This window comes from Pseudomonas sp. RC3H12, assembly GCF_018596375.1.
In the GTDB taxonomy this organism is placed as follows: Bacteria; Pseudomonadota; Gammaproteobacteria; order Pseudomonadales; family Pseudomonadaceae; genus Aquipseudomonas.
This window is the reverse complement of record NZ_CP075595.1, coordinates 3,098,441-3,116,625: the sequence shown is the minus strand read 5'-3', so window position 1 is coordinate 3,116,625 and position 18,185 is coordinate 3,098,441. Positions and strand designations below refer to the sequence as shown.

The following is an 18,185-nucleotide window of genomic DNA, read 5'->3' as shown; positions in this document are numbered from 1 at the left end:
GTTTGGATTTGGGCGGTATGGTAACTCATCGCGGACTTGTGGGAGCGGGCTTGGCCCGCGATGAGGCTACTTGGGATACAGCGGTGGCAGGCTACTGGCCTCGCCCGTGGGCGCTAGCACCTGCTCGGCCGGTGGTATGGCGCCGATGGCGCGCCACAGCTCGTCGCCCTGCCAGTACTGGCCGCCCTCGCTGTACAGCGCACCGTTCAACCCATCCAGCGCATCGGACAATGGCACGAAGCGCGCCGCCATCTCGGCCAGGGTTTCCGGCTGCTGCCGCGCCCAGGCGTCCAGAGCCTGGCGGGTGGCCTGCGGATCGTTGGCCTGGCAGGCGCGCTTGAGGTCGTCGAGCAGCGTGCGTGGGCTCGGGCCAGTCTGTGCCGCCCGCAGTACCGCCGGTTGCGAACGGGCGCGCCACCACAGGGTGAAACCGAGCAGGGTAGTCAGCGCCAGCACCAACGTCGCCAGTTGCCAGGGCCAGAGCAGGCCTGGGGCCATGTTGCTGTCGCCGGCCGGGGTGTCGGCGCTGAGCGCCGGATTGTCCTGCACGTTCAGGGTGCGTGCCGGCAGGCTGCTGTGCTCCAGGTGGTCCTCGCGGGTGTTCCACCAGGTCACCTCCAGCGCCGGGAGCGCCAGCTCGCCGGCGTGGGTCGGCACCAGCGCCTCGCGCTCCTCACGGTTGGCGACCATGCCGCGTTCGCCGATCTCATTGCGCAGCAACGGCTGGTCGGGGTAGCGGCGCAGGCCGGCGGCCTCGGTGGCCGGCAGCGGCGGCAGCTGGGTGCTCGAAAGGCCCTCGGCGCGCACACTGATGTTGCGGGTCAGCGAGTCGCCGATCTGCGTGGGCTGGCTGTTCGGGTCGGGATTCCAGTGTTCTTCCAGGGTCAGGCTGCGTGCCGGCAGCCAGGGGCGGTCGGCCGGGTAGCCGGCCGGGATCGGCTTGACCGTCAGGCGCAACGGCAGCGAACTCACCTGCACCTGGCGGCCGACCCTTGGCGTGCCGGCAGGTTGCTCGCCATTGTCGGCGGCGGTGGCGGTGAAGCGCAGCGGCGGCACGTCAAGGTTGCCGCTTTGCTGGGGGTAGATGGCGTAGCGGGTCTCGATCACCCCATGGCGCACGCCGTTGATCTCTTTCTCGTAGGTGCGCGACTCGCCCAGCGGGTCGACCTTGGCGTTCTCCAGTTGCAGCGGGCTGAGGTTGCTGTCGTCGTACAGCGCCACCGAATGGTAGATGCGCAGGGTCAGCACGGCCTGGGCCTGGACATAGACTGCGCTGCTGTCCAGGGTGGCCTCGACGAACACTTGCGAGGCTGCGTCCGGGCGCTGGCTGTCGGCCTGCTGCACCTGCAGCTCGATGGCCTGGCTGCGTGACTGGCCCAGTTGCAGCTCGGGGATGCGCAGGCTGCCGCTGCGCCGGGGCAGCAGGGTGATGATCCAGCGGGTGCTGGCGCGGGTCTCGCCGTCGAGGGTGTGCAGGCTGTTGAGCTGGCGCGTGCCACGGACCTCGAAGTCGGGCTCAAGGGTGCGCAGGTCGGGCTTGCCGAACTGGGTCACGTCCTGGCTCTCGAGGGTGAGCTCCAGGGTTTCGCCGGCCTCGAGGCGCGTGCGGTCGACACTGGCCTGCAGGGTCGGTTCGGCCTGGGCCGCGAGGCTCCACAACAGGCCTAGGAGAAAGACGCCGAAGCGACTCATCGTGGGGTTTCCTGATGCAATTGCTGTTCATACCAGAATTTGCGCCGCAGCAGTTCCGCCGGATTATCGGGGATCTCCCGCAACCATTGTTCCAGGGCCTGGCGCTGTTCGGCGTCGAGGCTGGTGGAGAGCGGCCGCTGGGGCGGCTGGGTGATGCTGTCTTCATCGCCGCCGGCAGTGCCGGACGGAGCCTGGGAGTTGCCCTGGCTGTCACCGTTCTGCTGGCCTTGTGCCGGGTTGTCGCTGTCCGGCGAGCCCTGGGCCTGGCTGCTGGTCGAGCTGCTGTTGCCTTCGGTCTCGTTGCCGGGCGTGTCCCGGGCATCGGCATTGTTCGGCTGTTCCTCGGCCTTGGCCTGGCGCTGCTGCAACAATTGCTGGACCAGCGCCTGGTTGTCCAGCGCCGCTTTCAGGTCGGGTTGGCGCTCCAGTGCTTGTTCGTAAGCGTCCAGCGCCGCTTCCAGTTCGCCGGCGCGGGCCAGGGCGTTACCTCGATTGTAGTGGGCGGCTGCCGTGCCGGCCTGGGCGAACGCGGCGGCGGCGCCTTCGAAGTCGCCGGCCTGGTACAGGGCCATGCCGCGCCACTGGCTGTCGGCGAAGTGCCGGGCGGCCTCGGCGGGGCGTTGCCGTTCCAGCAGGCGCTGGCCTTGCTGGTCGGGGCGCAGCCACAGGTCGTTGAACTCGAAGGCCTGGCTCGGCTGAGGCAGGGCCAGCAGCAGGGGGAGGCAGAACAGCCAGCCACGCCGGCCGGCGCAGGCGGCGAGCAGCAGCAGGGGCAGTAGCAGCCAATAGCCCTGGTCGGCCCAGCTGTCCAGTTGCAGGGTCTGGCCATCGTTGTGCAGCAGGCGCGGGTTGTCGAACAGGCCCAGGCCGCGCAGGTCGAGGTCGTCGATGCGGGCATGGCGATAGCGCCCGCCGGTCGAGCCGATGAAGGTCTTCAGCGAAGCGCTGTCCAGGCGTGGCAAAAGGATGCCGCCTTGTTCGTCCTTGAGGTATTCGCCATTGGCCTGGCGCACCGGCGCGCCCTCGGCACTGCCGACACCCAGCATCAGCAGGCTAGGGCCCTGGCGGCCCAGAGCCTGGCGTATGCCTTCGCGTTCAAGCTCGCTCAGCGACGAGCCGATCAACAGTAGGCGGCCCTGGCCCAGGCCGCTCTGCGCCAGCAGCGCGAGGCCCTTGCGCACGGCCAGGTCGGCGCGCTGGCCGGGCTGCGGCATGATCGATGGATCGACGGCCTCGAGCAGGTTGCGCGTGGTGCTCAGGTCATCTGACAGCGGCACCAGGGTGTGGGCGCTGCCGGCATAGACGATCAGTGCGGTCTGGCTGTCGCGACGATGCTCGAGCAGGTCGAGCACCTTGCGTCGGGCCTGCTCCAGGCGGTTCGGCGCGCTGTCCTCGGCGAGCATCTGCGGCGTCAGTTCGAGCAGGATCACCAGCGGGTCGGCCGGACGCTGGCGGGTTTCCTCGAGGCGTTGCCAGCTGGGGCCGAGCAGGGCCAGGACGATCAGCAGCCAGGCCAGGCCCAGGGCGATCCACGGCAGCTTGCTGGTGCTGCCGCTGCCGCCACCGAGCAGTACCGCGTGAAACGGCTGCGGCAGGATCAACTGCCAGCGTCCGGCGCGTTTGCGCCGGTGCCAGAGCTTGAACAGCAGCCAGCCAAGCAGTGGCAGTACTAGCAGCCAGAGCGGGCGCAGCCATTGCGGCCAGAGTTCGATCATCGCCGCCTCCTCAGGCGCAAGCGCTCGAGGCGCTGTCGCCATTCCGGGTGGGGCTGCAGGAAGCGCGGTTTGCGCAGCAGGCGTTGCAGCAGGTTGTCCGGCCACTGCACGGCCACCACCAGCAGCACGCTGAGCAGCAGCGCCAGGGCCAGTGGCCAGGCGTACAGCTCATGGGCGGTGCGCGCCTGGGTCGGCTGCTGGGCCACCGGTTCCAGTTGGTCGAGGGTGTCGCCGATGGCATCTAGTTCGGCGCCGTCGTGGGCGCGGAAGTAGCTGCCGTGCGTGATTTCGGCGATCTCCCTGAGCGCGGCTTCGTCCAGGTCCAGGCTTGGGTTCAGCCCCAGCAGGCCCGGCGTGCCGCTGGCCTCGGGGTTGGCGCCGATGCCAATGGTGTAGATGCGCACCCCTTCCTGGGCCGCCAGGCGGGCGGCAGTCAGCGGGTGGATCTGCCCGCCGTTGTTGGCGCCGTCGGTGATCAGGATCAACACCCGGCTCTGCGCCGGGCGCTGGCGCAGGCGTTTGACGGCCAGGCCAATGGCGTCGCCAATGGCGGTATTCTTGCCGGCGATGCCGATCTGCGCTTCGTCGAGGAAGGTGCGCACGGTGCGTCGGTCGAAGGTCAGCGGGGCCTGCAGGTAGGCCTGGCTGCCGAACAGGATCAGGCCGACGCGGTCGCCCTGGCGGTCCTGCAGGAAGTCGCCCATCAGTGCCTTGACCAGGTCCAGGCGGCTGATCTCGTCGTCCTTCCACTGCATGTCGGGGAAATCCATGGAGCCCGACACGTCCACCGCCACCAGCAGATCGCGTCCACTGGCCGAGACCGGCAGCGGATCGCCCAGCCACTGCGGGCGGGCGGCGGCCAGCAACAGCAACAGCCAGATCAGGATGAACGGCGCCTGCTGGCGCCAGGTCGGCAGGTTAAGGCGGGCACGGCGCCCGGCCAGGCCCTCGAGTTCGTCAAGGAAGCCGACCTTGAGCACCGGTTCGCCGCTGTCGGCTGCCGGCAGCAGCAGGCGCGCCAGCCAGGGCAGCGGCAACAGCAGGAAGATCCACGGCCAGGCCAGTTCAAACATGCTTGCGGATCCAGGTTTCGACCGCCTGGGCGAGCCCGGCGATGGCCTTGTCGTCGAGCTTGCACTCGGGCTTGTAGGCGCCTTCGACCAGCACCATCCAGCGGGTCAGGCCGGCGGCCGGGCAGCGGTTGTCGAGAAATGCCAGCCACTGGCGGCCGTTGAGGGTATGGCTGTTGGCACCTGGGTAGTGATTACGGCACAGGCGTTTGAGCAGGGCGTTGATCTGTTGCAGCCAGGCTCCGGCTGGCGCGCCGTCATAGGGGCGCGGCAGGCGCGCCAGTTCGGCCAGGGCCTCGACGCGGATCGGGTCCAACGGCAGTTCGGCGCGCACCACCTTGCGCTTGCCCGGGCGCCAGTGGCGCAGGCGCCAGGCGCCCCACCCGAGCAGGGGCAGCAGGGCCAGCAACAGCCACCAGCCGGGCGCGGGCGGCCACAGGCCGATGGCGGGTGGCGCGATCAGCGGCTGCAGCTGGTCCAGCGGGTTCATTTCGCGCCTCCCAGGCGCTGTGCATTCAGGTACTCACGCAACTGCTCGACCATTTCGCTCTGGGTGCTCAGCGGCATCAGCACCACGCGCAGTTTTTGCGCCAGCAGCTCCCAGCGCTCGATGCGCGCCTCGGCCTGCTGGCGGTAGGCCTGGCGCAGGTTGGCGTCGAGGGTGTCGAGCTCCAGCTGAGCGCCGCGCTGGGCGAAGCGCAGCAGGCCGGCGGCGGGCAGGGCGTGGTCGAGCGGGTCACTGACCGGCATCAATAATACGTCGCAGTGGCGCGAGAGCATGGCCAGGTGCTGCTCGACGCTGGCGCTGAGGGCGCGTTCGTCGCAGATGACGATGGCCAGGCTGCCCGGGCGCAACACCTCCCGTGCCCGGCGCAGGGCAAGGCCCAGGCTGTCGGCCTGGGGCTGAGCCTCGGTGTGCAGGGCCTGGTTGATCTTGGCCAAGCGGTTGAGCAGTTGCAGCAGGCTCTGCTTGCTGCGCCTGGGCTTGACTTCATGGTGCTCGTTGTCGCCGAACACCAGCCCGCCGATACGGTCGTTGTGGCCCAGCGCGGCCCAGCCGAACAGGGCGGCGGCCTGGGCCGCCAGCACCGACTTGAACATCAGCCCGGAGCCGAAGAACAGCCGCTGGCTCTGCTCGACCATGATGAAGATCGGCCGCTCGCGCTCTTCGTGGAAGAGTTTGGTGTGCGGCTCCTGGGTGCGCGCGGTGACGCGCCAGTCGATGTTGCGCACATCGTCGCCAGCCTGGTAGACCCGCACCTGGTCGAAGTCCACCCCGCGGCCACGCAGTTTCGAGTGGTGCAGGCCCACCAGCGGGCTGCGCTGGCCGGGCCGGGAGAACAGTTGGATCTCGCGCACGCGGTGGCGCATGTCGATCAGGTCGGCCAGGCCGATGCGGATGCCGGGTTCGGCCAGCTGCGTGGTGGGCATGGGGTCAGGCGACGGCGACGACGTCGAGGATGCGCTGGACCACGCGGTCCTGGTCGACCCCCGCCGCCTCGGCCTCGAACGACAGGATGATGCGGTGGCGCAGCACGTCGAACAGCACCGCCTGGATATCCTCGGGGCTGACGAAGTCGCGCCCGGCCAGCCAGGCGTGGGCGCGGGCGCAGCGGTCGAGGGCGATCGAGCCACGGGGGCTGGCGCCGTAGGCGATCCAGTCGGCCAGTTCGCTGTCGAACTTGGCCGGTGTGCGGGTGGCCATGACCAGTTGCACCAGGTATTCCTCTACCGCGTCGGCCATGTACAGGCCGAGGATTTCCTTGCGTGCGGCGAAGATCGCCTGCTGGCTGACCCGCCGCTCGGGCTTGACCTCGCCGCCCAGGGCCTCGCCCCGCGCTTGCAGGAGGATGCGTCGCTCGACGGCGGCATCGGGGAAGCCGATCTTCACGTGCATCAGGAAACGGTCGAGCTGGGCTTCGGGCAGCGGGTAGGTGCCTTCCTGCTCGATCGGGTTCTGCGTGGCCATCACCAGGAACAGCGGCGACAGCTCGTAGGTACTGCGCCCGACGCTGACCTGGCGCTCGGCCATGGCCTCGAGCAGGGCCGACTGCACCTTGGCGGGGGCGCGGTTGATTTCGTCGGCCAGCACCAGGTTGTGGAAGATCGGGCCTTGCTGGAACACGAAGCTGCCGGTTTCCGGGCGGTAGATCTCGGTGCCGGTGATATCGGCGGGCAGCAGGTCGGGGGTGAACTGGATGCGATGGAACTGGGCCTCGATGCCTTCGGCGAGCTCCTTGATGGCCTTGGTCTTGGCCAGGCCCGGGGCCCCCTCGACCAGCATGTGGCCGTCGGCCAGGAGCACGATCAGCAGGCGCTCGACCAGTTTTTCCTGGCCGAGGATCTGGGAGGAGAGAAAGGTGCGCAGCGCGATCAGCGCCTCACGGTGTTCCATCGTTGACGGTTCCTGGGGATGGGCCCTGGCGCGCTGGGAGCGGATGCCGGGCGAGGGGTGATATTTTAATCCATCCGGGGGGGCGGGGACCAATGGGGGTTTGCAAAAAACGTGTAAAGGATGGATTGGGGGAGCAAGACTGTCCCGATCCCGATCCCGATCCCGATCCCGATCCCGATCCCGATCTTGCCGTTGCCGTTGCCGTTGCCGTTGCTCTTGCTTCTAAGCGCGCAATAGTTCAGGCGACACAAATTGCGACTTCAGGAGGCCGAACGGAGGGCTTGCGCAGGGAGGTGACGGGCATGGATGCCCGTCAAGCGCCGATCAGGCCATGGATGGCCCGTCGGCGCGTCCTCCCGGAGCGAGCCCGGAGTGAGGGGACCCCGGAGCGAAGCGTAGGGGCCGGATGATGGAGCGAGCGGCTTTTGCCTTCTTTTGCCCGCGTGCAAAAGAAGGTCGCCGTAAAGGCGAAAAGGTGACTGTGCGTCGACATGGCGAATGAATGCGCCTATAACTTTCAAAACACACGCTGTCAAATTCAAATTCAAATTCAAATTCAAATTCGAAGTCAATCGGCACCGGTTTTTATAGTTTTAAGTGCATTCATTTGCGATGTCGACGCACAGTCACCTTTCCGCCCTTACGGCGGGTCCCTTTTTGAAGGATCAAAAAGGAACCAAAAAATCCTCGCGGTATGACTCACCCACATGGGTTACAAATCAGTTCACGCACATAGGTAACAGTCTTTAACTGGCAGGGTCGGTTTTCGAGGATCTGACCATGCCTTGGCGAGAGCTGAAACCTATGGACCTTAAAATGCTTTTCATCGCGGATTACCTGCAGGGGCCGCCCAGCTTCAGTGCCCTGTGCCAGGCCTACGAGATCAGCCGAAAGACCGGCTACAAATGGGTCGAGCGATATGAGAAAGAGGGGCCTTCGGGGCTGGAAGAACGCAGCCGCCGCCGGTTGAACCAGGATTGGGTCGTACCCGCCGCAGTTCGCGAAGCCATCATCGAATTGCGCAGTCGAGGCGAAACGGAACCGGGGCCGAAAAAGATCCAGGCTGCGCTGCAGGAGCGTTTCCCTGATCAGGCGCCGCCCTCGAAGACAGCGATCTACAACATCCTCAAGAAAGCCGAATTGGTCAAACCACGCCGCTTACGTCAGCGTGTAGCGGTCTATCCCAAGCCACTGGAGAAGGCCGAGTCGCCTAACCAGCTGTTCAGTGCGGACTACAAAGGTCAATTTCTGACAGGTGCAGGCGTCTGGTGCTATCCGCTGACGATCATGGATCACGCCAGTCGTTTCCTCCTCGCCTGCCACAGCATGCCCAATACCAACCTGCTGGAAACCCAGGCCGTTTTCACCCAAGTGTTCCGAGAGAATGGCTTGCCTGAGCGGATTCGTACCGATAACGGTGTGCCGTTTGCCAGTAAGGGGCGTGCGGGACTTTCTCAGCTGTCGATCTGGTGGCTGCGTCTAGGCATCATTCCCGAGCGCATTGCGCCTGGTCGGCCTGAACAGAATGGCCGCCACGAGCGCATGCATCGAACGCTCAAAAGCACGCTCCCATCGCCGCCGGCAGTGGCCTGGGAGGCTCAACAACGGCACTTTGATCGCTTTCGGCAGCACTACAATCACGAGCGCTTGCATGAAGCGCTGAAGCAGAAAACACCGGCGTCTTGCTACCAGCCATCTCCACGCCCATTCCCTGAAAAGCTCCCCGAAATGACCTATCCCAGTCATATCGAGAGCTTGCCGGCTGATAGCTCCGGCATCATCAATCGCCGGGGCTTGAGGATCTACGTAGGTTATGTGCTCAAGCACCAGACCATTGGACTGGAGCAGGTTGGGGATGGCGTCTGGGATGTTATTTTCGGTCCCATCATCCTTGGCAGGGTCGATGTGCGGGATGCCACTGATGGTTATGTAACGCTCAAGGTGTTGTCACCTATGTGAGTGAACTTTTGTGTAACCCATGTGGGTGATCCGTACATCGCTCCATTCATCCGGCCCTCCGCTTCGCTCCGGGTCCCCTCACTCCGGCCTTGCTCCCGGGAGGACCGCGCTGAACGCCCCATCCTGGGGCGCAGCGCTTGACGGGCATCCATGCCCGTCACCTCCCTGCGCAAGCCCTCCGTTCGGCCTCCTGAAGTCGCGAAGTTACGGGCGGCGCCTGAACTAACGCAGCTGTCGCTAGTGACTACGCAGTTAATCTTGCGATCAAGATCAAGATCAAGATCAAGATCGGATCGGATCGTGGCTTTGTTTAGTTCTTCGCCTTCGAATGCCGCCACCCTTGGTCAAAGAACGCAAACACCACCACCAGCACCCCGGCCACCGCCAATATCATCGCCACGCCATCGGTGGAATGAGTCGCCGAACCTGCCACCAGCGCCAGCCCACCCAACGGCGCCAGGCCACCGGCCACCGCGGTACCGACCTCTCGCCCGGTGCCGAACCCGGACGAGCGCGTCTGCGTGGGGAACTGCCGGCTGAGGAACGACCCCTGCGGGGCGAACATCATCGGCGCCAGGATCCCGGTGCCCACGGCGATAGCCAAGTAGATCATCATCGGCTCGCCAGTCGACAGCAGTTGCAGGAACGGGAAGGCGAACAGCGCCGACAGCAGCCCGCCGAGCATCAGTACAGTCTTGCTGCTCCACTTGTCGCACAGCCAGCCGAAGAACGGCACGGCGAAGATCGCCACCAGGCTGGCCAGGGTGACCGACAGCGAGGTGACATGCGCCTCGACGCCCTTGAACTGGGTGAGGTAGGCCAGCGAGAAGGTCTTGAAGATGTAGCTCAGGGCGTTGTAGCCCACCGCCACGAAGAACACCACGGCCAGGCCCTTGAGGTCGTTCCTGAACAGCAGCTTCAGCGGCGACACCTGCGGTTTGTCGTCGGCCTTGTCCAGCTCCTTGAAGTCCGGGGTCTCGGGGATGCTCTTGCGCACCCACAGGCCCACCGCCACCAGCGCGATACTGGCGATGAACGGGATGCGCCAGCCGCCGGCCAGCAGGAATTCGTTGCCGTTCATGGTCAGCAGGTACACGGTCAGCGACGATAGCAGCAAGCCCAGGTTCAGCCCCAGCGCCGGCCAGGCCCCCTGGCTGCCGCGCTTGCCTTCACTGGCGTGTTCGTAGGAGGTCACTGCCGCGCCGGACAACTCGGCACCGGCGCCCAGGCCCTGGATGATGCGGATGATCACCAGCAGGATCGGCGCCCAAATGCCAATGGTTGCGTAGCCGGGGATCAGGCCGATCAGCATGGTGCACAGCCCCATCATGCAGAAGGTGATCACCAGCACATGCTTGCGCCCGAAACGGTCGCCCAGGTAGCCGAACAGCACGCCGCCGAACGGGCGGGCGATGAAGCCGATGGCGAAGGTGGAAAACGCCAGCAGAGAGGCCACCGCCGGGTTGCTCGGGTCGAAGAAGATCTTCGAGAAGACGATCGCCGCCATGGTCGCGTAGAGGTAGAAGTCATACCACTCCAGCATCGAACCGAAGATGGTCGCCGCCGCCACCTTGCGCAGGCGCTTGCGTTGTTGCTCTGGGGTTTCGGGCGCGGCCGGGGCCGTCTCGTATACCGACATCTGAGGTTTCCTTGTTGTCTTTGTAGTTGTGGATGCAGCAGGTGCTTCAGCGGGCCTCGAGGATCTTTTCGGCGATCATCTGGCCGATGGGGATGGCCGAGGTGGCGGCCGGCGACGGTGCGTTGCATACGTGCACCATGCGCGGCGTCTCGGCGAACAGGAAGTCGTGGACCAAGGTGCCGTCGCGCATTACCGCCTGGGCGCGGATACCGGCCTCATAGGGCAGCAGATCCTCGACTTCGAGGGATGGGCAGTACTTGCGGCACTGTTCCAGGTAACCACGCTTGAACAGCGAGTTCTTCATCTCGGTGGTGCCGGAACCCAGGTTGTTCCAGATGGTTTTCCAGAAGCCGGGGAAGCGTGCGTACTCGGCGACATCGCGCCAGTTCACCGAGAACTTGCGGTAGTTTTCCCGGCCAAAGCCGAGCACCGCGTTGGGGCCGACGGTGACGCTGCCGTCGATCATCCGCGTCAGGTGCACGCCAAGGAACGGCAGCTCCGGATCGGGGATCGGGTAGATGAGGTGGTTGACGATCTGGTTCTTGCTCGCCGGCAGGCGGTAGTACTCGCCGCGGAAGGGGATGATCTGGTGCTCGATCTTCACCCCGGCCAGGCGCGCCAGGCGGTCGGACTGCAGGCCGGCGCAGGCCACCAGTTGGCGGGCGCGCCAGGTGTTGCCGTCAGTGCTGACCGCGACATGATCGGCGTGTTCCTGGATGGCGCGCACGGCGGTGGACAGGTGCACCTCGCCCCCGGCCTGGCGAATCACCTTGGCCATGGCGTCACATACCTGCTGGTAGTCGACGATACCGGTGGCATCGAGGAACAGCGCGCCCTTGCCGACGATGTTCGGCTCGCGCTCGCTCAGGGTGCCGGCGTCCAGGCGCTCGACCTTCAGGCCGTTCTGTTGCGAACGCTCGTACAGCGCCTGCATGCGCTGCACCTCCAGGTCGTTGGAGGCCACCAGCAGCTTGCCGCAGACCTCGAAGGCGATGCCGTGCTCGGCGCAGAAGTCCTTGGTGGCCTGGGCGCCGCGCTTGCACAGGTCGGCCTTGAGGCTGCCGGGGGCATAGTAGATACCGGCATGGATCACACCGCTGTTGTGGCCGGTCTGGTGGCGACCGAGGCTGGCCTCCTTTTCCAGGATCAGCAGCGAGGCGCCGGGGCGACGGGTGAGCAGGGCCATCGCGGTGGCGAGGCCGACGATGCCGCCGCCGATGATGCAATAGTCGTAAGTCATGCAGGGTACCTTGGAATTCTTGTCGGTGAATCTGCTTATCAGGTTGTCAGACTAAGTAGTGCGCGTAAAACCTCGCCAGGCTGCGATAGGGGTCTCCAGAATCAGTCGAGGTCGGGAAGATCGAGTTTCAGGCGCTTGGCCGAAGCGCGCAGATGGGCCTCGGCGCAGGCGGCGGCCGCCTGCCGATCACCGTCGGCAATGGCCTGGTACAGCGCCCGGTGCTCACGGAGCGCGTCGGCCGAACCGCCCACGGCCGGGGTGGCGGAGTTTTCCCAGGCGGTGCGGCGCGCGGCGGCCAGCTGGCCACCGAGGAAATCGTGGAAGGCGACGAAGTAGTCGTTCTTGCCGGCGTCGGCGATGGCACGGTGAAAGGCCACATCAGCGGCCGCGGCGGTGGCAAAGTCGCTGCGCGGGTCTTCCATGGTGCCCAGGGCCGCGGCCATGCGCTGCAGGTCGTCGGCGTCGCGGCGGCGAGCGGCGATGGCGGCGGCCTGGGTCTCGATCCACAGGCGCATCTCGAACATCTGCACCAGGTCCGGCTTGCGCCCGTTGCTGCCGGGGAAGCGGAACACCGTGCCGTTGGGGGTCTGCGAGATGTACGAACCGAGCCCGCGGCGAGCGATCAGCACGCCATCGGCCTTGAGCTGCGCCACGGCCTCGCGCACGACCGAGCGGCTGACATTGAGCTGTTCGGCCAACTGCTGTTCGGTGGGCAGACGCGACTCGGCGGCCAGGCGGCCGGCATCGATCTCGGCGCGGATGGCGCTGACGACGCGTTCAACGAGGGTGTCGGGGCGCTGGAGCTCTAGCATGGACGTGCGGGTGCCTATTGGTCAGGTTGTCAGACAATGCCTGCTCGCACCTTCGGCTGTCAATGGTGTTGTGCCTTCATCGCGGAAGACTCAAGCCCCGCGAGGAGGCCCGAATGACCGGTCTAGACCTCGGACACGAAGGTCCCGGTGCCGTCGAGAATGTTGCGCAAGGTCAGCGCGACTTCCTCCAGGTCGCTGCCCGAGGTAGTCAGGATAATCTCCAGTTCCTCGTCGCCCTTCAGCGCGTCGCGATCCCCGGCCGCCACCTCGATCAGCAGGCGGGTGGCGCTCAAGGTCACCTTCAGCCCGTCCAGTGTCGATGGCTCGTCGTCCAGGGTCAGGTCGACGGTGTCTTCGTCCGGGTAGCGGGTCAGCAGGAACATCTGGCCCTTGTCGCTGTGGCAGCACAGGGTCGCCATGTTGTCTTCCTCGTCGTCGCAGGGGGTGGCGAAGAGCAGGGCGGTTTTCAATTGCATGGCGCACTCGGATCAATGGATATGAAAAGGAATTCTGACAGCCTTACGCACACTGATAAACGTAAAGTTACCGCGCATTGACCGAAATTGTCGCAGCGCTGCAAGCCCAAGTGACCGTTCAGTCGTTAAGCTGCCCTGTCGATGGGTTCCCGTAAAGGCACAGCCACCTGGCAGTCGCTTTTGCAGGTACCCAACGCTTCTGTCTTGCCACGGGTTGGCTATGGTTGATCCGTACAAGGCGCATGTACGCGACGCTTCACCTATAACAAAGCCCAAGCGGAGTACCACAGATGGCGTTCTTCACCGCAGCCAGCAAAGCCGACTTCCAGCATCAACTGCAAGCGGCCCTGGCGCAGCACATCAACGAACAGTCCCTGCCACAAGTGGCACTGTTCGCTGAACAGTTCTTCGGCATCATCTCTCTGGACGAACTCACTCAGCGCAGGCTGTCGGACCTGGCCGGCTGCACGCTGTCCGCCTGGCGCATCATCGAGCGCTTCGACGCCACGCACCCGCAGGTGCGGGTCTACAACCCCGATTACGAACGCCACGGCTGGCAGTCCACGCACACCGTGGTCGAGGTGCTGCACCACGACCTGCCATTCCTGGTCGACTCGGTACGCACCGAGCTCAACCGCCGCGGCTACAGCATCCACACCCTGCAAACCACCGTGCTCAGCGTGCGCCGCGGCGCCAAGGGTGAGCTGGTCGAGCTGCTGCCCAAGGGCACCCTGGGCGAGGGCGTCAACCATGAATCGCTGATGTACCTGGAGATCGACCGCTGCTCCAATACCGCCGAGCTCAACACCCTGGCCATGGAGCTGGAGCAGGTGCTGGCCGAGGTGCGCGGCGTGGTCGCCGACTTCGAGCCGATGAAAGCCAAGATCCGCGAGTTGCTGGAACTGGTGGAGCAGAACGCCTTCGGCCCCGCGCAGAACGACAAGGCTGAGGTGAAAAGCTTCCTGTCGTGGCTGCTGGACAACCATTTCACCTTCCTCGGCTACGAGGAGTTCACCGTCGAGTCCGACGCCGACGGCGGCCACCTGGTCTACGACGACGCTTCGTTCCTGGGCCTGGCCCGCCTGCTGCGCGCCGGTCTTGGCGCCGACGACCTGCGCATCGAGGACTACGCCGTCGCCTACCTGCGCGAACCGCGCCTGCTGTCGTTCGCCAAAGCCTCGCAGCCGAGCCGCGTGCATCGTCCGGCCTACCCGGATTACGTGTCGATCCGCCAGATCGACCAGGACGGCAAGGTCGTCAAGGAATGCCGCTTCATGGGCCTGTACACCTCGTCGGTGTACGGCGAGAGCGTGCACACCATCCCCTACATCCGCGGCAAGGTCGCTGAAGTCGAGCGCCGTTCGCACTTCGATCCGAAAGCGCACCTGGGCAAGGAACTGGCCCAGGTCCTCGAAGTGCTGCCCCGCGACGACCTGTTCCAGACCCCGGTGGACGAGCTGTTCAGCACCGCCATGTCGATCGTGCAGATCCAGGAACGCAACAAGATCCGCGTGTTCCTGCGCAAGGATCCGTACGGCCGCTTCTGCTACTGCCTGGCCTACGTACCGCGCGAGATCTACTCCACCGAGGTGCGGCAGAAGATCCAGCAGGTGCTGATGGAGCGCCTGAAAGCAACCGACTGCGAGTTCTGGACCTTCTTCTCCGAGTCTGTGCTGGCCCGCGTGCAGTTGATCCTGCGGGTCGACCCGAAGAACCGCATCGAGATCGACCCGCAGCAACTGGAGAACGAAGTGATCCAGGCCTGCCGTTCGTGGCAGGACGATTTCTCGGCGCTGGTGGTGGAAAACTTTGGCGAAGCCCACGGCACCAACATCCTCGCCGATTTCCCGAAAGGCTTTCCGGCCGGCTATCGCGAGCGCTTCGCCGCGCACTCGGCAGTGGTCGACATGCAACATGTGCTCAACCTGTCCGAGGCCAAGCCGCTGGCCATGAGCTTCTACCAGCCGCTGACCCAGCTCGGTGAGCGCACGCTGCACTGCAAGCTCTACCACGCCGATACGCCGCTGGCACTGTCGGACGTGCTGCCGATCCTGGAAAACCTCGGCCTGCGCGTGCTCGGCGAGTTCCCCTACCGCCTGCGCCACGCCAGCGGCCGCGAGTTCTGGATCCACGACTTTGCCTTCACCTACAGCGAAGGCCTCAACCTCGATATCCAGCAGCTCAACGACACTTTCCAGGACGCCTTCGTCCATATCGTCAAGGGCGACGCCGAGAACGACGCGTTCAACCGCCTGGTGCTGACCGCTGGCCTGCCGTGGCGCGACGTCGCGCTGCTGCGGGCCTACGCCCGTTACCTCAAGCAGATCCGCCTGGGCTTCGACCTGGGCTACATCGCCAGCACCCTGAACAACCACACCGATATCGCCCGCGAGCTGACCCGGTTGTTCAAGACCCGCTTCTACCTGGCGCGCAAGCTCACCAACGAAGACCTCGACGACAAGCAGCAGCGCCTGGAACAGGCGATACTCACCGCCCTGGACGACGTGCAGGTGCTCAACGAGGACCGCATCCTGCGTCGCTACCTGGACCTGATCAAGGCGACCCTGCGCACCAACTTCTACCAGCCGGACGCCAACGGGCAGAACAAGTCGTACTTCAGCTTCAAGTTCAACCCCAAGCTGATCCCCGAGCTGCCCAAGCCGGTGCCGAAGTTCGAGATCTTCGTCTATTCGCCACGGGTCGAGGGCGTGCACCTGCGCTTCGGCAACGTCGCCCGCGGCGGCCTGCGCTGGTCGGACCGCGAGGAAGACTTCCGCACCGAGGTGCTAGGCCTGGTCAAGGCCCAGCAGGTGAAGAACTCGGTGATCGTGCCGGTCGGCGCCAAGGGCGGCTTCCTGCCGCGTCGCTTGCCGCTGGGCGGCAGCCGTGACGAGATCGCCGCCGAAGGCGTGGCGTGCTACCGCATCTTCATCTCGGGCCTGCTCGACATCACCGACAACCTCAAGGACGGTGGCGTGGTGCCGCCGGCCAACGTGGTGCGCCACGATGACGACGATCCGTACCTGGTGGTGGCGGCGGACAAGGGCACAGCGACCTTCTCCGACATCGCCAACGGCATCGCCATCGACTACGGCTTCTGGCTGGGTGATGCGTTCGCCTCGGGCGGCTCGGCCGGCTATGACCACAAGAAGATGGGTATCACCGCCCGTGGCGCGTGGGTGGGCGTGCAGCGCCACTTCCGTGAGCGCGGCATCAACGTGCAGGAAGACCCGATCACCGTGGTCGGTGTCGGCGACATGGCCGGCGACGTGTTCGGCAACGGCCTGCTGATGTCCGACAAGCTGCAACTGGTGGCGGCGTTCAACCATCTGCACATCTTCATCGACCCGAACCCGGACCCGGCCACCAGCTTCGCCGAGCGCAAGCGCCTGTTCGACCTGCCGCGCTCGGCCTGGAGCGACTACGACACCGGCATCATGTCCGAAGGCGGCGGGATTTTCCCGCGTAGCGCCAAGAGCATCGCCATCAGCCCGCAGATGAAGGAACGCTTCGCCATCGAGGCCGACCGCCTGACCCCGACCGAACTGCTGCATGCACTGCTGCAGGCGCCGGTGGACTTGCTGTGGAACGGCGGTATCGGCACCTACGTCAAGGCCAGCAGCGAAAGCCACGCCGATGTTGGCGACAAGGCCAACGACGCCCTGCGCGTCAACGGCAACGAGCTGCGCTGCAAGGTGGTGGGCGAGGGCGGCAACCTGGGCATGACCCAGCTCGGCCGTGTCGAGTTCGGTCTCAATGGCGGCGCCACCAACACCGACTTCATCGACAACGCCGGTGGCGTCGACTGCTCCGACCACGAGGTCAACATCAAGATCCTGCTCAACGAAGTGGTGCAGGGTGGCGACATGACCGAGAAGCAGCGCAACCAGTTGCTGGGCAGCATGACCGACGAAGTCGCCGGGCTGGTGCTGGGCAACAACTACAAGCAGACGCAAGCGCTGTCGCTGGCGGCCCGCCGTGCCCGCGAGCGCATCGCCGAGTACAAGCGCCTGATGGCCGACCTGGAGGCCCGTGGCAAGCTGGACCGCGCCATCGAGTTCCTGCCCAGCGAGGAGCAGCTGGCCGAACGCCTGGCGGCGGGGCAGGGCCTGACCCGCGCCGAGCTGTCGGTACTGATCTCGTACAGCAAGATCGACCTCAAGGAGCAGCTGCTCAAGTCGCTGGTGCCGGACGACGACTACCTGACCCGCGACATGGAGACCGCGTTCCCGCCGTCGCTGGTCAGCAAGTTCGCCGACTCCATGCGTCGCCACCGCCTCAAGCGCGAGATCGTCAGCACCCAGATCGCCAACGACCTGGTCAACAACATGGGCATCACCTTCGTGCAGCGCCTGAAGGAGTCCACCGGCATGAGCCCGGCCAACGTGGCGGGCGCCTACGTGATCGTGCGCGACATCTTCCACCTGCCGCACTGGTTCCGCCAGATCGAGGCCCTGGACTACCAAGTCCCGGCCGAGATTCAGCTGACCCTGATGGACGAACTGATGCGTCTGGGCCGTCGGGCCACCCGCTGGTTCCTGCGCAGCCGCCGCAACGAGCAGGATGCCGGGCGTGATGTGGCTCACTTCGGGCCGAAGATCGCCCAGTTGGGGCTGAAACTCGACGAACTGCTGGAGGGGCCGACCCGCGAGCGCTGGATGAACCGCTACCAGGGCTTCGTCGACGCCGGGGTACCGGAGTTGTTGGCGCGCATGGTCGCTGGCACCACGCACCTGTACACCCTGCTGCCGATCATCGAGGCCTCGGATGTCACCGGGCACGATCCGGCGCAGGTGGCCAAGGCGTTCTTCGCGGTGGGCAGCTCGCTGGACCTGACCTGGTACCTGCAGGAGATCAGCAACCTGCCGGTGGAGAACAACTGGCAGGCCCTGGCCCGCGAGGCGTTCCGCGACGACATCGACCTGCAGCAGCGGGCGATCACCATCTCCGTGCTGCAGATGGCCGACGCGCCGGAAGACATGGACGCCCGCGTGGCCCTGTGGTGCGAGCAGCACCGGGTGATGGTCGAGCGCTGGCGCGCCATGCTCGACGACCTGCGCAACGCCACCGGCACCGACTATGCGATGTACGCGGTGGCCAACCGTGAGCTGGTCGACCTGGCGCTGAGTGGTCAGGCGGCGGTGATTCCGTCCTGAGCCTTGCGCTGAAGTGAAAAAAAGCCCCGGC

At 65.6% G+C, this 18,185-nt stretch carries 12 protein-coding genes; 2 read left to right on the top strand and 10 right to left on the bottom strand.

Annotation, left to right across the window (positions count from 1 at the left end; translation table 11 throughout):
- Window positions 1–66: 66 nt before the first annotated feature.
- The 6 genes from KHO27_RS14155 to KHO27_RS14130 are packed head-to-tail and all read right to left on the bottom strand — an operon-like array spanning window position 67 to window position 6,872.
- Window positions 67–1,692, bottom strand: coding sequence for a BatD family protein (locus KHO27_RS14155; RefSeq protein ID WP_110704493.1), 1,626 nt, complete (start codon window positions 1,690–1,692; stop codon window positions 67–69).
- The gene (locus KHO27_RS14150) at window positions 1,689–3,407 is read right to left on the bottom strand and encodes a vWA domain-containing protein (RefSeq protein WP_214500391.1); all 1,719 of its coding nucleotides are present in this window, start codon (window positions 3,405–3,407) and stop codon (window positions 1,689–1,691) included. The genes KHO27_RS14155 and KHO27_RS14150 overlap by 4 nt, the downstream gene beginning before the upstream one ends.
- Entirely contained in the window at window positions 3,404–4,480 is a 1,077-nt protein-coding gene (locus KHO27_RS14145) for a vWA domain-containing protein (protein WP_214500390.1), read from the bottom strand. The genes KHO27_RS14150 and KHO27_RS14145 overlap by 4 nt, the downstream gene beginning before the upstream one ends.
- On the bottom strand, window positions 4,473–4,967 hold the full coding sequence (locus KHO27_RS14140; RefSeq protein ID WP_110704499.1) for a DUF4381 domain-containing protein: 495 nt from the start codon (window positions 4,965–4,967) through the stop codon (window positions 4,473–4,475). The genes KHO27_RS14145 and KHO27_RS14140 overlap by 8 nt, the downstream gene beginning before the upstream one ends.
- The gene (locus KHO27_RS14135) at window positions 4,964–5,908 is read right to left on the bottom strand and encodes a DUF58 domain-containing protein (protein ID WP_110704501.1); all 945 of its coding nucleotides are present in this window, start codon (window positions 5,906–5,908) and stop codon (window positions 4,964–4,966) included. The genes KHO27_RS14140 and KHO27_RS14135 overlap by 4 nt, the downstream gene beginning before the upstream one ends.
- A gap of 4 nt (window positions 5,909–5,912) precedes the next feature.
- Window positions 5,913–6,872, bottom strand: coding sequence for an AAA family ATPase (locus tag KHO27_RS14130; protein ID WP_011532987.1), 960 nt, complete (start codon window positions 6,870–6,872; stop codon window positions 5,913–5,915).
- A 780-nt stretch (window positions 6,873–7,652) separates the two neighbouring features.
- Between KHO27_RS14130 and KHO27_RS14125 the strand changes: the two genes are divergently transcribed.
- Window positions 7,653–8,831: an integrase core domain-containing protein gene (locus KHO27_RS14125; protein WP_111533459.1), complete on the top strand. Its 1,179-nt coding sequence runs from the start codon at window positions 7,653–7,655 to the stop codon at window positions 8,829–8,831.
- 310 nt (window positions 8,832–9,141) lie between these two features.
- Here the strand turns inward: KHO27_RS14125 and KHO27_RS14120 are convergent, their stop codons facing one another.
- From KHO27_RS14120 to KHO27_RS14105, 4 genes are all read right to left on the bottom strand, one after another.
- Complete coding sequence (locus tag KHO27_RS14120) at window positions 9,142–10,470, bottom strand: MFS transporter (RefSeq protein WP_023632061.1); 1,329 nt, start codon at window positions 10,468–10,470, stop codon at window positions 9,142–9,144.
- Between the two features lie 46 nt (window positions 10,471–10,516).
- Window positions 10,517–11,710 carry an L-2-hydroxyglutarate dehydrogenase gene (lhgD, locus tag KHO27_RS14115; RefSeq protein ID WP_214500389.1) on the bottom strand — a complete coding sequence of 398 codons (1,194 nt, stop codon included), beginning with the start codon at window positions 11,708–11,710 and terminating at the stop codon, window positions 10,517–10,519.
- Window positions 11,711–11,811: 101 nt separating this feature from the next.
- Window positions 11,812–12,522 carry a FadR/GntR family transcriptional regulator gene (locus tag KHO27_RS14110; protein WP_110704525.1) on the bottom strand — a complete coding sequence of 237 codons (711 nt, stop codon included), beginning with the start codon at window positions 12,520–12,522 and terminating at the stop codon, window positions 11,812–11,814.
- 122 nt (window positions 12,523–12,644) lie between these two features.
- Window positions 12,645–12,998 (bottom strand): hypothetical protein, encoded by a 354-nt coding sequence (locus KHO27_RS14105; RefSeq protein WP_046854744.1) that lies wholly within the window; start codon window positions 12,996–12,998, stop codon window positions 12,645–12,647.
- Window positions 12,999–13,288: 290 nt separating this feature from the next.
- Between KHO27_RS14105 and KHO27_RS14100 the strand changes: the two genes are divergently transcribed.
- Complete coding sequence (locus KHO27_RS14100) at window positions 13,289–18,154, top strand: NAD-glutamate dehydrogenase (protein WP_110704521.1); 4,866 nt, start codon at window positions 13,289–13,291, stop codon at window positions 18,152–18,154.
- The last annotated feature ends 31 nt before the right edge of the window (window positions 18,155–18,185 follow it).

Bases quoted from the DNA above. Each gene is read 5' to 3' on its own strand.
- KHO27_RS14155 (WP_110704493.1), bottom strand. From the start codon at position 1,692: ATGAGTCGCTTCGGCGTCTTTCTCCTAGGCCTGTTGTGGAGCCTCGCG.
- KHO27_RS14150 (WP_214500391.1), bottom strand. From the start codon at position 3,407: ATGATCGAACTCTGGCCGCAATGGCTGCGCCCGCTCTGGCTGCTAGTA.
- KHO27_RS14145 (WP_214500390.1), bottom strand. From the start codon at position 4,480: ATGTTTGAACTGGCCTGGCCGTGGATCTTCCTGCTGTTGCCGCTGCCC.
- KHO27_RS14140 (WP_110704499.1), bottom strand. From the start codon at position 4,967: ATGAACCCGCTGGACCAGCTGCAGCCGCTGATCGCGCCACCCGCCATC.
- KHO27_RS14135 (WP_110704501.1), bottom strand. From the start codon at position 5,908: ATGCCCACCACGCAGCTGGCCGAACCCGGCATCCGCATCGGCCTGGCC.
- KHO27_RS14130 (WP_011532987.1), bottom strand. From the start codon at position 6,872: ATGGAACACCGTGAGGCGCTGATCGCGCTGCGCACCTTTCTCTCCTCC.
- KHO27_RS14125 (WP_111533459.1), top strand. From the start codon at position 7,653: ATGCCTTGGCGAGAGCTGAAACCTATGGACCTTAAAATGCTTTTCATC.
- KHO27_RS14120 (WP_023632061.1), bottom strand. From the start codon at position 10,470: ATGTCGGTATACGAGACGGCCCCGGCCGCGCCCGAAACCCCAGAGCAA.
- lhgD (WP_214500389.1), bottom strand. From the start codon at position 11,710: ATGACTTACGACTATTGCATCATCGGCGGCGGCATCGTCGGCCTCGCC.
- KHO27_RS14110 (WP_110704525.1), bottom strand. From the start codon at position 12,522: ATGCTAGAGCTCCAGCGCCCCGACACCCTCGTTGAACGCGTCGTCAGC.
- KHO27_RS14105 (WP_046854744.1), bottom strand. From the start codon at position 12,998: ATGCAATTGAAAACCGCCCTGCTCTTCGCCACCCCCTGCGACGACGAG.
- KHO27_RS14100 (WP_110704521.1), top strand. From the start codon at position 13,289: ATGGCGTTCTTCACCGCAGCCAGCAAAGCCGACTTCCAGCATCAACTG.